12 protein-coding genes are annotated in these 12,757 nt (G+C 72.2%); 11 read left to right on the forward strand and 1 reads right to left on the reverse strand.

Annotated features, from left to right (window positions below; all coding sequences use genetic code 11):
* Window positions 1–130 precede the first annotated feature (130 nt).
* Window positions 131–1,483, forward strand: a complete 1,353-nt coding sequence (locus tag ACGFZN_RS25495) for an ABC transporter permease (RefSeq protein WP_393861020.1) — start codon at window positions 131–133, stop codon at window positions 1,481–1,483.
* A 67-nt stretch (window positions 1,484–1,550) separates the two neighbouring features.
* Here ACGFZN_RS25495 and ACGFZN_RS25500 read toward each other — a convergent pair whose 3' ends face one another.
* A complete protein-coding gene (locus ACGFZN_RS25500) occupies window positions 1,551–2,087 on the reverse strand; it encodes an HNH endonuclease (protein WP_330339930.1) in 537 nt (178 codons plus the stop codon).
* 348 nt (window positions 2,088–2,435) lie between these two features.
* On the opposite strand from ACGFZN_RS25500, the gene ACGFZN_RS25505 reads away from it, so the two are divergent.
* The 10 genes from ACGFZN_RS25505 to ACGFZN_RS25550 all read left to right on the forward strand — a co-directional run bounded on the left by ACGFZN_RS25505 (window position 2,436) and on the right by ACGFZN_RS25550 (window position 12,745).
* Complete coding sequence (locus tag ACGFZN_RS25505; protein WP_393860800.1) at window positions 2,436–3,542, forward strand: mechanosensitive ion channel family protein; 1,107 nt, start codon at window positions 2,436–2,438, stop codon at window positions 3,540–3,542.
* A 139-nt stretch (window positions 3,543–3,681) separates the two neighbouring features.
* Window positions 3,682–3,942, forward strand: coding sequence for a hypothetical protein (locus ACGFZN_RS25510; RefSeq protein ID WP_393860801.1), 261 nt, complete (start codon window positions 3,682–3,684; stop codon window positions 3,940–3,942).
* Window positions 3,930–4,280 carry a Uma2 family endonuclease gene (locus tag ACGFZN_RS25515; protein ID WP_393860802.1) on the forward strand — a complete coding sequence of 117 codons (351 nt, stop codon included), beginning with the start codon at window positions 3,930–3,932 and terminating at the stop codon, window positions 4,278–4,280. Before ACGFZN_RS25510 ends, ACGFZN_RS25515 begins: the two co-directional genes overlap by 13 nt.
* Before the next feature lie 207 nt (window positions 4,281–4,487).
* Complete coding sequence (locus tag ACGFZN_RS25520; RefSeq protein WP_393860803.1) at window positions 4,488–5,699, forward strand: ROK family protein; 1,212 nt, start codon at window positions 4,488–4,490, stop codon at window positions 5,697–5,699.
* Window positions 5,700–5,740: 41 nt separating this feature from the next.
* Complete coding sequence (locus tag ACGFZN_RS25525; protein WP_393860804.1) at window positions 5,741–7,087, forward strand: ABC transporter substrate-binding protein; 1,347 nt, start codon at window positions 5,741–5,743, stop codon at window positions 7,085–7,087.
* Window positions 7,088–7,090: 3 nt separating this feature from the next.
* Entirely contained in the window at window positions 7,091–8,032 is a 942-nt protein-coding gene (locus ACGFZN_RS25530) for a carbohydrate ABC transporter permease (protein ID WP_393860805.1), read from the forward strand.
* A 1-nt stretch (window position 8,033) separates the two neighbouring features.
* Entirely contained in the window at window positions 8,034–8,927 is an 894-nt protein-coding gene (locus tag ACGFZN_RS25535; RefSeq protein WP_393860806.1) for a carbohydrate ABC transporter permease, read from the forward strand.
* Between the two features lie 7 nt (window positions 8,928–8,934).
* Window positions 8,935–10,200, forward strand: coding sequence for a 6-phospho-beta-glucosidase (locus ACGFZN_RS25540; RefSeq protein ID WP_393860807.1), 1,266 nt, complete (start codon window positions 8,935–8,937; stop codon window positions 10,198–10,200).
* Entirely contained in the window at window positions 10,191–11,162 is a 972-nt protein-coding gene (locus ACGFZN_RS25545; protein ID WP_393860808.1) for an N-acetylglucosamine kinase, read from the forward strand. The genes ACGFZN_RS25540 and ACGFZN_RS25545 overlap by 10 nt, the downstream gene beginning before the upstream one ends.
* A gap of 146 nt (window positions 11,163–11,308) precedes the next feature.
* The gene (locus ACGFZN_RS25550) at window positions 11,309–12,745 is read left to right on the forward strand and encodes a hypothetical protein (RefSeq protein ID WP_393860809.1); all 1,437 of its coding nucleotides are present in this window, start codon (window positions 11,309–11,311) and stop codon (window positions 12,743–12,745) included.
* The last annotated feature ends 12 nt before the right edge of the window (window positions 12,746–12,757 follow it).

The following is a 12,757-nucleotide window of genomic DNA, read 5'->3' on the forward strand; positions in this document are numbered from 1 at the left end:
ACACCACCTTTTCGATCATCTCGACTGGGGGCTCAAGTCATACCGGGGCCGAAGGCCGGGAGCCTCCTTGCGAGGCCATGAAGAAGGTAACGGGGCAGGCGCCGGGGCGGCTGGGCGGCCGCGGGCCGGTCTGGCCGGCGACGCGCGGCTGGCCTGGCGGTTGCTGCGGGGAACCGGGCGGCCGGAGTGGTGGCGGCTCGGACTGACCGCGGCCGGGGCCGCCCTGGCCGCCGGGTTCGCGCTGGCCGCCGTCGCCCTGGCCTCGCTGCACGGGCACTACCAAGTGTCCTTCGGCCACGGCCTGCTGGACGACCCCGGCGAGCGCTCCGGAGTGATCGCCGGCCTCCTGCTCCTCCTGCTGCCGGTGCTCGGGTTCCTCGGCCAGTGCGCGCGGATCGGCGCCGTGCGCCGTGACCGCCGGCTGGCCGGGCTGCGGCTGGCCGGGGCCACCCCGGCGCAGGTGCGCCGGATCGCCGCGCTGGAGACCGGGCCAGCCTGTCTGCTGGGCTCGGTCCTCGCCGGCGCGGTCGCGGTACCCGTGGTGCTGGGCGTGTGGAGCGGGCCCACCGGGTGGATGTGGGCCGGCTTCGCACTGGTCGTACTGGGAGTGCCCCTGCTCGGGGCGGCGGCGGGCGCGCTGGCCCTGCGCCGGGTGGTGGCCTCGCCGCTCGGCCGGGTGCGCCGGGTGCGGCCGGCCGGCGGACGCGGGCCGGGGCTGCTGTTCGCGGCCGGTGTACTGCTGGTGCTGCTGCTCGCGCTGTGGTCCGTGGCGAACGCCTCCGGAGCCGACCGCGGGTGGGCGCCCTTGGCGGTGTCCGGTCTGGTTCTGGCGGGCGGGGCGGGGGCGGTGTGGCTGGCCGGGGGCGCGGCCGGGGCGGCCGGGCGGCTGCTGGCGGGCCGGGCCCGTGGCGCGGCGGTGCTGATCGCCGCGGAACGGCTGCGCGACGACCCCTGGGCGGCGGCCCGCACCCATGCGGCGGTGCTGCTGGTCACGCTCGCCGGCACGGCCTTCGCCGGGGTCCGGCAGGCACTTCTGGCCGATCTGCGCGAGGCGAGCCGGGAGCACTCGCTCGCCATGGGCACGGCCTTCTACACCACGGGCATCGACCTGACGGGAGCCGCGCTCCTCGTCGCCCTTCTGATCACCCTCTCGGGGCTCGCCGTCGGCACCGCCGAGTCGGTGGCGAACCGCCGCGGCGGGCTGAGCGCACAGGTCGCCTCCGGGGTGCCGCGGGCGGTGCTCGGCCGGGCGCTGCTGCTGGAGACGGCCCTGCCGCTGGCCCCCGCGCTGGTGCCGGCGGGCGCGGCCGGCATGGCGGTCGGCGTCTGGTACGGCTCGCTGGTGCACGGCGGCCTGCCCACCGTGCCGTACACCGCGCTGCTGGTGCCGCCGGCCGTGTACGTGTGCTGCCTGCTGGCGGCGGCCGGTTCGCTGCCCCTGCTGCGCCGCTCGGCGGACCCGGCCCGGCTGCGCTACGCGTGAGCCGCCCGGCTCCGGGGACGCTCAGGGGGCTCCCGGAGCCGGCGGGTACGGGAAGGCCCGGATCTCGTCAGGCGGATATGCCGTCGATCCGGGCCAGGGCATCGTCCGCGCCGTACGGCTGCAAGTACGGCAGCCAGCGCGGGTCCCGGTGGCCGGTGCCGATGATGCGCCAGGCCAGGCCGGTCGGCGGAGCCGGCTTGTGCCGCAGCCGCCAGCCGAGTTCGACGAGGTGGCGGTCGGCCTTCACGTGGTTGCAGCGGCGGCAGGACGCCACCACGTTGTCCCAGACGTGCTTGCCCCCGCGGCTGCGCGGGATGACGTGGTCGACGCTGGTTGCGACGCCACCGCAGTACATGCACCGGCCTCCGTCGCGCGCGAAGAGCGCTCGGCGGGTGAGCGGAACGGGCCCCCGATAGGGAACCCGGACGAATCGCTTGAGCCGGACCACGCTGGGTGCGGGAACGGTGACGGATGCGCTGTGCATATAGGCGCCGGATTCCTCGAGGGAGACGGCCTTGTTCTCCAGGACGAGGACGAGCGCGCGGCGGAGCGGTACGACGCCGAGCGGCTCGTACGACGCGTTGAGGACCAGGACATGCGGCACGGGTGCCTCCTTGGGCGTCGGCGGCGCGTGGCTCGCGCCGGGACGATCTGCAGTCAGTCTCCCCTCATGCCTGGTGGCGGCGCCACCATGTCCCGGTAACGGGCTGGGAGTGTTTTCGACCACACCTCATTCATCCCCCGGATCACGCCCGGTTCAAGCCGGCGGGGTCCCTGCCTGTTCACGCCGGGGTGAGCCCCGTCTCTCCCGTACGCCTCCTTGGCGGATTCGCACGGGGCACACACAATGCCCCGTTAGTGTGGTGGCCCTGTCCGTCCGGTGACCTTTCCGTGACCTTGAAGACCTTGACCGCCCGCCGGCCGGACCGCGCAGCACCTGGAGGTACCTGCCGTGTCGTCCTTGCCCGCCGTCCTGCTGGCCGCCGGAGCGTCGCCGACCCCCTCACCCTCCGGCTCGACGGAACCGGCCGTCCCCTCGCTCCAGGACGCCCAGGAGAGCGCGACGAACGCGGCGAGCTGGGTCGAGCAGAACTGGTCGACGTGGCTCGCGATGGGGCTGCAGATCCTGCTGATCGTGGTCGTGGCGGTGGCGCTGCGCGCGGTGGTGCGGCGGGCGATCACCAAGCTGATCGACCGGATGGGCCGCGCCGCGCAGTCCGCGGAGGGCACGGCGCTCGGCGGGCTGCTGGTCAACGCCGAGCGGCGGCGGCAGCGGGCGGCGGCGATCGGGTCGGTGCTGCGGTCGGTGGCGAGCTTCCTGATCCTCGGCACGGCCGCGCTGATGGTGCTGGGCACCTTCAAGATCAACCTGGCGCCGCTGCTGGCGTCGGCCGGCGTGGCCGGCGTGGCGATCGGTTTCGGCGCGCGGAACCTGGTCACCGACTTCCTCTCCGGCGTGTTCATGATCCTCGAGGACCAGTACGGCGTCGGCGACGTGATCGACGCGGGCGTGGCCACCGGCGAGGTGATCGAGGTGGGGCTGCGCGTGACCAAGCTGCGCGGCGCGGACGGCGAGATCTGGTACGTCCGCAACGGCGAGGTCAAGCGGATCGGCAACCTCTCCCAGGGCTGGGCCACGGCCGGCGTCGACGTGACGGTGCGGGCGAGCGAGGACCTGGACCACGTCAAGGCCACGCTGGACGACGTCGCCGAGCACCTGAGCAAGGAAGAGCCCTGGAACGAGCTGCTGTGGGGCCCCGTCGAGGTCCTCGGGCTGGACTCGGTCCTGATCGACTCCATGGTCGTCCGGGTCTCCGCCAGGACCATGCCGGGCAAGTCCCTGACGGTCGAGCGGGAGCTGCGCTGGCGGATCAAGCGGGCGTTCGACCGGGCCAGCATCCGGATCGTGGGCGGCGCGACCTCCGTGGAGGACGCGGAGGACGCCCCGGACCCGACGGCCGCGGTGGCGGCCCCCTCGGTGTACGCCAACGCCGACTCGCCGCAGGTGGCGGCGACGGCCCCGCTCGCCCCGCGACGGCCGGCGACTCCGGGCAAGTAGCGAGCGGAACGGTTCAGCACACTCGTTCGAGTGAACAGGTGGGGCATCCCGGCGCGTGGTGCGCACGGGGTGCCCCATCGTTCCGCCGGGGCGCCCGGCGTGGGCTTAGCCTGGCATCAGTGCGACGAGGAGACGAGCGATGAGCGCCGAACCTCTCATGGAGCCGGTGATGACGCAGGACCCCATCGATCTGCTGATCGCGTTCGAGGAGGCGTCGGTGGCGCCGATTCGGCCCGAGTACGTCGAGGGGACGGTCATCGTGCCGCCGCAACCGGACTACAACCACAGCAATGGCGCCGTCAATCTCACGGTCCAGCTCACACGGCCGGACCCGACCTGGCGGGGATGGGCATGGGCTTTAGGGCCGCCCACCAGGACGGCAGCACGATGGCGCTGGTGATTCCCGACTTCTCCATCCTCCACCGGGAGCCGACCGAACCGGACAACTCCTATCGGTACCCGATCGACATGATCGCTCTGGTCGGCGAGGTCACCTCGTCCAACCACGCGGTGGACACAGGCGCCAAGCTCGCCACCTACGCCGCCGCCGGCATCCCCGTCCACGTCCTCATCGACCGCCACTCCAGGACGGCCCACTGCTACACGGACCCGGTCCTTCCCGGCGACGACCCCACCGAGGCGTACTACGACACCGACGACAAGGTCGACCTCGGCGAACCCCTGCACCTCCCCGCTCCGTACCCCGCCCTCGACACCACACCCTTCCTCCGGGACTGACCGAGCGCCGGACATTCCCCCGAGATAACGACTCCGTCTCCTCGGCGCCGCCGTCTCTTGACGCCCCCTTCGTCCTGGGCTTACGTTCCTCCCACGCCAATAGGAAAGTTTCCTAACAGTGATCTCCGGTCGGCCAGTGATCCAAGACTGGACGGTTCCGCCGGGTCACTGAAAAGCTGGGTGGCTGGAAAGGCAGGTGTCGACTCCATGGCAGGAACCGCCGGTACGCCGGGCACCCCGCGCGTGCTGCGCGCCATGAACGACCGTGCCGCCCTGGACCTGCTGCTGGAGCACGGGCCGCTGTCGCGCACCCGGATCGGCAAGCTCACCGGCCTGTCCAAGCCCACCGCCTCCCAGCTGCTGGCCCGCCTGGAGGCGGCCGGGCTGGTCCGGGTGACCGGCACCAGCGAGGGACGGCCAGGACCCAACGCCCAGCTGTACGCGGTCAACCCCCGCGCCGCGTACGCCGCGGGGCTCGACGTCACCCCCACCCGCATCCGCGCCGCGGTCGCCGACATCACCGGCCGCACGGTGGGCGAGTTCGAACTGCCCACACCGGGACGGCGGCCCGCGCAGCCCGTCGTCCAGCAGGTCACCGACGCCCTCGACGGCGCCGTCAAGGCCGCCGGTCTCGCGCGCGGCGACGTGCACCGGCTGGTCATCGGCACCCCGGGCGCCTTCGACCCCAACACCGGCCGGCTGCGCTACGCCTCCCATCTGCCCGGCTGGCACTCCCCCGCCCTGCTCGACGAACTCGCCGCCGCCCTGCCGATGCCGGTCGAGTACGAGAACGACGTCAACCTCGTCGCCCTCGCCGAACAGCGGCTCGGCGCGGCCCGGGGCCACGGCGACTTCGTGCTGCTGTGGAACCAGGAGGGCCTCGGCGCCGCCCTGGTCCTCGGCGGCCGGCTGCACCGGGGCTGGACCGGCGGCGCCGGCGAGGTCGGCTTCCTGCCGGTGCCGGGCACGCCCCTGGTGCGGCAGGTGACCAAGGCCAACAGCGGCGGCTACCAGGAGCTGGCCGGCTCCCAGGCCGTACCGAAGCTGGCCCGGGAACTCGGCATCGAGGACGTGCCGCCGGGGCCGTACCCGGACGTGGCCGCCGCCCTCGTCGCCCGCGCCGCCGACCACGCCACCGGCCCCTACCGGGAGCTGCTGCGCACCTACGCGACCCGGCTCGCCACCGGTCTCGCCTCGCTCGTCTCCGTCCTCGACCCCGAACTCGTCGTCCTGTCCGGCACCGCGCTGACGGCCGGCGGCGAGGTGCTGCGCGCCCTCGTCCAGGCCGAGCTGGCGGAACTGGCCGCGGCCCGCCCCCGGCTGGTCGTCGGCGACGTCCACGAACACCCGGTACTGCGCGGCGCGTTGGAGTCCGCGCTCGGCACCACCCGCGACGAGGTCTTCGACACCTCGCGCTAGGCCCCCCTCTCACCCACCCCGTCCCGCTGGGAGACCGCGCCATGCCCGAAGTCGTACCCTCAGCTGCCCGAAAAGCGGCTTTCGCCCTGACCACCTGTGCCGTCCTGCTCGCCGCCTCCGCCTGTACGGGGCAGTCCGGCTCCGGCGCCACGGACGACGCGTCGAAGGACACGACGATCAACTTCTGGCACGCCTGGAGCGCGCCGAACGAGGTGAAGGCCGTCAAGTCCCTGGTCGCCGGGTTCGAGAAGGCACACCCCAACATCCATGTGAACGTCGTCGGCAACATGACCGACGACAAGATCAACCAGGCGCTGCGGTCCGGCGGGGACAAGGCGCCGGACGTGATCTCCTCGTTCACCACCAACAATGTCGGCAAGTTCTGTTCCTCGGGCGCGCTGGTCGACCTCAACCCCTTCTTCAAGAAGGCCGGCATCGACCCGGAGAAGACGTTCCCGAAGCCGATGAACGAGTACACCCAGTTCGACGGCAACCGCTGCACGGTGCCGCTGCTCGGTGACGCGTACGGGCTCTACTACAACAAGACGGCGTTCGCGAAGGCCGGTATCGCCGGTCCGCCGAAGACCTGGTCCGAGTTCGAGGCCGACGCCAAGAAGCTGACCATTCCGCAGGGCGACGGCTACAAGCAGCTGGGATTCATGCCGGACTACCACGGCTGGGAATCCACCACCGAGCACTACTTCGCGCAGTTCTCGCCGACGTACTTCGACAAGGACGGCAAGTCCGACCTCGCCAGGGACCCGGCGTTCCAGCAGGGCTTCGCACTCCAGAAGCGGCTGGTGGACGAACTCGGCGGATTCCAGAAGCTGGAGAAGTTCCGGGCCACCCTCGGCGACGAATGGGGCCCCAGGCACCCCTTCCACACCGGCCAGGTCGCCATGCAGCTCGACGGCGAGTGGCGGCTCGGCATGGCCGAGCAGGCAAAGCCGAAGTTCGGCATCGGGGTCGCCCCCCTGCCCGTGCCCGACGACCAGGTGAACCAGTACGGCAAGGGCTACATCACTGGCACCATCGCGGGCATCGCCGCCACCAGCCACAAGCAGAACGCGGCCTGGGAGTTCGTCAAGTACGTCAGCACGAACACGGACGCGGTGGTCGGATTCGCCAACGACATCCACAACGTCCCCTCCACGCTGGCCGCGCTGAAATCCCCGAAGCTGAAGTACGACCCGCGGTTCAAGACGTTCCTGGACATCGCCGCCAACCCCTACTCCGCCACCACTCCCGCCTCCGTCAACGGCGGCCAGTACCTCGTGACGATCCAGCAGTTCGGCTACGACTACGAAAGCGGCAAGGTCACCGACCTGAAGGCCGGCCTGAGGAAGACGGCGGCACAGATCGACACCGACATCGCGCAGGCGAAGTAGCCGATGAGCACGGTCACCCTGGCGTCCAAGCGCCGCCGGTCGGCGCTGCGGACCCTCGCCTTCATGTCGCCCTGGCTGATCGGGTTCGCGGTGTTCTTCGCCTACCCGCTGGTCTCGACGGTCTATTTCTCCTTCATGCACTACGACGGCTTCAAGCCGCCGACGTGGAGCGGGGGCAAGAACTGGGCCTATGTCTTCGAGCACTACCCGCTGTTCTGGCCGGCCCTGCGCAACACCCTGTGGCTGGTGCTGGTGATGGTGACCCTCCGGGTCGTCTTCGGGCTCGGCGTCGGCCTGCTCATCACCAGGATCAAGACGGCGACGGGCGTCTTCCGCACCCTGTTCTACCTGCCCTACCTCGCCCCGCCGGTGGCGGCCACCATGGCCTTCGCCTTCCTGCTCAACCCCGGCACCGGCCCGGTGAACTCGATCCTGGACAAGGCCGGCATCCCGGCGCCGGGCTGGTTCAACGACCCCGCCTGGTCCAAGCCGGCCCTCACCCTGCTGGCGCTGTGGGGCATCGGCGACCTCATGGTGATCTTCATGGCCGCGCTGCTGGACGTGCCGGCCGAGCAGTACGAGGCGGCCGAGCTGGACGGCGCCTCGGCCTGGCAGCGGTTCCGGTACGTCACGCTGCCCAACATCTCCCCGATCGTGATGTTCGCCGTCGTCACCGGCGTGATCCAGACCATGCAGTACTACACGCAGCCGCTGATCGCCGGGAAGGTCGCCTCCGGGGTGATCCAGGGCGCCGGCACCCAGTTCGAGCCCGGCTACCCCGACAAGTCCACGCTCACCCTCCCCCAGCTCGTCTACAACCTCGGCTTCCAGCGCTTCGACTACGGCTCGGCCTGTGTGGTGGCGCTGGTGCTGTTCGCCCTGTCGATGGTGTTCACCGCCTTCCTGATGCGGCGCCGGGGCGGTCTCATCCAGGCAGGTGACTGACATGACCCAGGTACTGGACACACCGGTGGAACTGCGGGCCCCGGTCTCGCCCGCCGAGCGCACCGCCCGGCGCCGGGCCCTGCTGGAGTGGATCGCCGTCCACTCCCTCGGCGTCGCCGCCGCGCTGTTCTTCACCCTGCCCTTCGTGTTCGTCTTCCTGACCTCGCTGATGAGCGACAGCCAGGCGCTCAGCCGGGATCTGATCCCGCACACCTGGGAGTGGGGCAACTACCGGAAGGTCTTCGACACGCCGGGCTTCCTGACCTGGTGGAAGAACACGCTGATCTACGCGGGCCTGGGCACCGTGCTCACCGTGGTGTCGTCGCTCCCGGTGGCGTACGCGCTCGCCAAGTTCCGCTTCCGGGGCCGCAACCTGTCGCTCATGCTGGTGATCTCGATGATGATGCTGCCCCCGCAGGTGGTGATCATCCCGATGTACCTGTTCTGGGCGAAGCAGCTGGACCTGTCCGGCACGCTGTGGCCGCTGATCGTTCCGATGGCGTTCGGGGACGCGTTCTCCGTCTTCCTGCTGCGCCAGTTCCTGATGACGATCCCCAACGAGTACCTGGACGCGGCGAAGGTGGACGGCTGCGGGGACCTGAGGACCCTGCTGACGGTGGTCCTGCCGATGGCCCGGCCGGGCATCGCCGCCGTCGCCCTCTTCCAGTTCTTCTACGCCTGGAACGACTACTTCGGCCCGCAGATCTACGCGTCCGAGAACCCCGGCGCCTGGACCCTGTCCTACGGCCTGGAGTCCTTCAAGGGCGCCCACCACACCGACTGGAACCTCACCATGGCCGCGACCGTGCTGGTCATGGCCCCCGTGATCCTCGTGTTCTTCTTCGCCCAGCGGGCGTTCGTCGAGGGCGTCACCCTCACCGGAGTAAAGGGTTGATCCGACTGTGAAACTCACCGTGGTCGGCGGAGGCTCGACCTACACCCCCGAACTCGTCGACGGCTTCGCCCGCCTGAGGGACACCCTGCCCGTCGCAGAACTCGTCCTCGTGGACCCGGCCGCCGAACGCCTGGAGCTGGTGGGCGGCCTGGCCCGCCGCATCTTCGCCAAGCAGGGGCATCCGGGCCGGATCGTCACCACCGCCGACCTGGACGCGGCCGTGGACGGCGCCGACGCCGTGCTGCTCCAGCTGCGCGTCGGCGGGCAGGCGGCCCGCGAGCAGGACGAGACCTGGCCGCTCACCTGCGGCTGCGTCGGGCAGGAGACCACCGGCGCGGGCGGCCTCGCCAAGGCGCTGCGCACGGTCCCGGTCGTCCTGGACATCGCCGAACGGGTCCGCCGGGCCAGCCCGCGTGCCTGGATCATCGACTTCACCAACCCGGTCGGCATCGTCACCCGCGCCCTGCTCCAGGCCGGGCACCGGGCGGTCGGCCTGTGCAACGTGGCGATCGGCTTCCAGCGGAAGTTCGCCGGCCTGCTCGGTGTCGCCCCGGCGGATGTGCATCTGGCACATGTGGGCCTCAACCACCTGACGTGGGAGACCGGTGTGCATCTCGGCGGTCCGGAGGGCGAGAACGTCCTGCCGAAACTGCTCGCCGAACACGGCGACGCGATCGCCGGCGACCTGCGCCTGCCGCGCCCCCTGCTGGACCGGCTGGGCGTGGTCCCCTCCTACTACCTGCGCTACTACTACGCCCACGACGAAGTCGTGCGGGAACTGGGCACCAAGCCGTCCCGGGCCGCCGAAGTCGCCGCGATGGAGCGGGAGCTGCTGGCGATGTACGGCGATCCGGCCCTGGACGAGAAACCCGCGCTGCTCGCCAAGCGGGGCGGGGCCTACTACTCGGAGGCGGCCGTGGATCTGGCGGCGGCGCTGCTGGGCGGGGCGGGCAGCCCGTACCAGGTGGTCAACACCGTCAACAAGGGCACCCTGCCCTTCATCCCGGACGACGCGGTGATCGAGGTGCAGGCCGCGGTCGGCCCGTGCGGGCCGGTCCCGCTGCCGGTGCCGGACCTGGACCCGCTGTTCGCCGGGCTGGTCGCGAACGTGACCTCGTACGAGGAGCTGGCCCTCGAGGCGGCGCTGCGCGGCGGCCGCGACCGCGTCTTCCGCGCCCTGCTCGCCCACCCGCTGATCGGCCAGTACGCCCACGCCGAGGCCCTCGCCGACCAGCTGATCGCACACAACCGGGAGCACCTCGCGTGGGCCTGACCTCGACCGTGCTCGCGATCGACGCGGGCAACAGCAAGACCGACGTGGCCGTGGTCACCGCCGCCGGGGAGGTGCTGGCCACGGCCCGCGGCGGCGGCTTCCGCCCGCCCGCGGTGGGGGTGGCGGCGGCGCTGGACGCGCTGGCGGCCCCGGTCGCGCGGGCCTTCGCCGACGCGGGCGTCACCTCGGTCTCCCACGTCTCGGCCTGCCTGGCCAACGCCGATCTGCCGGTCGAGGAGGAGCAGTTGGCGGCGGCGCTGCGGGCGCGCGGCTGGGGCGGCTCGGTGGCGGTGCGCAACGACACCTTCGCGATCCTGCGGGCGGGCGTCGCCGAGCCGCGCGGGGTGGCGGTGGTGTGCGGGGCGGGCATCAACTGCGTCGGCATGCGCCCCGACGGCCGTACCGCGCGCTTCCCGGCGATCGGGCGGATCTCCGGCGACTGGGGCGGGGGCTGGGGGCTGGCGGAGGAGGCGCTGTGGTTCGCGGCCCGCGCGGAGGACGGCCGGGGCGAGCCGACCGCGCTCAGCCGCGACCTGCCCGCGCACTTCGGGCTGCCGACCATGTACGCGCTGATCGAGGCGCTGCACCTGGAGCGCATCGACCACGACCGCCGGCACGAGCTGACCCCGGTGCTGTTCGCGACGGCCGCCGGGGGCGACGCGGTGGCCCGCTCGATCGTGGCCCGGCTCGCACAGGAGGTCGCGGTGCTGGCCACGGTGGCGCTGACCCGGCTGGACCTGCTCGGCGAGGAGACGCCGGTGCTGCTCGGCGGGAGCGTCCTGACGGCCGGTCACGCCCTGCTGGACGACGGCGTCCGCGACCTGCTGTCGGCCCGCGCCCTCAAGGCCGACGTCCGCGTGGTCACGGCGAGCCCGGTGCTCGGCGCGGCCCTGCTGGGCCTGGACCGGCTGGGCGCGGGCGCGGAGGCGCAGGAGCGGGCGCGGGCGTACTGGGCGGGATAGCCGGTCCCGGCGGAACCGAACAGGTGCGCAGGGCGTTTTCAAGGACAGCGCACACTGCGATCCGATCAAGATCCAGTGAAGGCCGGTGCGGAGGCCGGTGCGTGCCGCGATACTGGGCGGCGGGGAATGGCCCTGGGGGAGGTCGAGTGACACACGCGCCGCAGAGCAGTACGGCACCACCGGCGGCGGGTCCCGGCCTGCCCGCCGCTCCCGGCATCCCCGCGCAGCCCGGCCGCCCCGGCCCGGCCGGCTCCCCCGCGCCGGTCACCCGGCGGACCGCGTTCGCCGAGGGCGTCGACCGGCTGCGGGGCGCGGCCACCACCGAGCCGGGCCGGCTGCGGATCATCGGGGCCGTACTGGCGCTGCTGGTCGTGGCGTTCGGCGCGGTCACCGCCTGGCAGGCCAGTGAGCGGGCGGCCGCCGCCGACGACGTGCTGCACCGCAGCCAGCCGCTCAGCTCCGGCGCGGCCGACATCTACCGGTCGCTGGCGGATGCCAACACGGCCGCGTCCAGCGCGTTCCTGGCGGGCGGTCAGGAGACGGCCGCCTCCCGGGACCGGTACGAGAAGGACATCCGGACCGCCGCCGGGGGCCTGGTCACGGCCGCCGCCAACGCCGAGCCGGGATCGGCGTCCGAGGCCACCATCGCGAAGCTGAACCGGCTGCTGCCCGAGTACAAGGGGCTCGTCGAGCGGGCGCGGACGTACAACCGGCAGGGCTATCCGGTCGGCGGCGCCTATCTGCGGTACGCCAACGAGAAGATGCAGAAGGAGATGCTCCCGGCCGCGGAGGATCTCTACACCACCGAGAACCGGCGGCTGGACGCCGACTACGGCGACGCCACGCCGTACCCGTGGCTCGCCATCGCGCTCGGCGTGCTCGCGCTCGCCGCGCTCGGCTGGGCCCAGCACCGCACGTACCGGCGCACCAACCGCGTCCTCAACCACGGCCTGGTCGCCGCCTCCGCCGCCACCACGATCGCCCTGCTGTGGCTCGTCGTCGGGCACACGGTGGCCCGCTCGGACCTGAACGGCTCCTACGACCACGGCGTCCGCTCCCTGAGCGTGCTGCACGACGCCCGGATCGCCTCCCTGAAGGCGCGCGGCAACGAGAACCTGAGCCTGGTGGCGCGCGGCGCCGAGACGGTCGCCGTCGGCGGGCGGACGTACGACGCGTACTACTACGACTTCGACAAGGACATGACCGTGCTCGGCAGCGGTCTGAGCCGCGCGGAGAAGCTCGCCGACGACAAGGGCGGCACCACGCCGGTGAAGGCCGCCGAGGGCAACATGGCGGTGTGGAAGCAGCGCCACGCCGCCGCCCGCACCGAGGACGAGAACGGCAACTACCAGCAGGCGCTGGACAAGGTCATCGGCGCCCAGGGCGCCACCGGCGAGTGCTTCGACAGCGTCGACCGCAACCTGGCCCAGGCGATCGGGCACGAGCAGGACGAGTTCGCGCGGGCCGCCGGCGACGGGCGGGACGCCATGACCGGGCTGCCGGTCGGCGCGGCCGTGCTCGCGGTGCTCGCCGCGGCCGGCGCGCTGGCCGGGGTCGGCCGCAGACTTTCGGAGTACCGGTGACAGGGGGCGTGA

The organism is Streptomyces sp. NPDC048192 (genome assembly GCF_043202415.1).
Classification (GTDB): domain Bacteria; phylum Actinomycetota; class Actinomycetes; order Streptomycetales; family Streptomycetaceae; genus Streptomyces.